The sequence below is a fragment of the Microbacterium sp. Leaf351 genome (assembly GCF_001423825.1).
In the GTDB taxonomy this organism is placed as follows: domain Bacteria; phylum Actinomycetota; class Actinomycetes; order Actinomycetales; family Microbacteriaceae; genus Microbacterium; species Microbacterium ginsengisoli.
In genome coordinates this window covers 2,464-2,672 of the sequence record NZ_LMPK01000023.1, presented here as the reverse complement: position 1 = coordinate 2,672, position 209 = coordinate 2,464, and the positions used below count along the sequence as shown (strand labels likewise).

Sequence of the window (209 nt, the reverse complement as noted above, 5' to 3'; positions counted from 1 at the left end):
GATTCAAGGGAGTGAGAGGTCCGCTGCCCTCAAGGAGGTGCTCAATTATGTGGCAGCCGCCGAGAACGGGTTCAGCTGGGTGCACCAGCGCCGCCCCATCACAGCAGGACTCCTCTGTGACATCCACCAGACGCTGGTGCGTGGCACGAATGCAGATACGGCGGAGTCCGGACGGATACGTCGCATTCAGGTGGTGATCGGTAGCCGCA

General features: G+C 61.7%; 1 protein-coding gene. It reads left to right on the top strand.

The window, feature by feature from the left end; translation table 11 throughout:
- Positions 1 to 37: 37 nt before the first annotated feature.
- A partial coding sequence (locus ASG00_RS18945) for a hypothetical protein (protein ID WP_442922625.1) occupies positions 38 to 209 on the top strand: 172 nt, incomplete at its 3' end.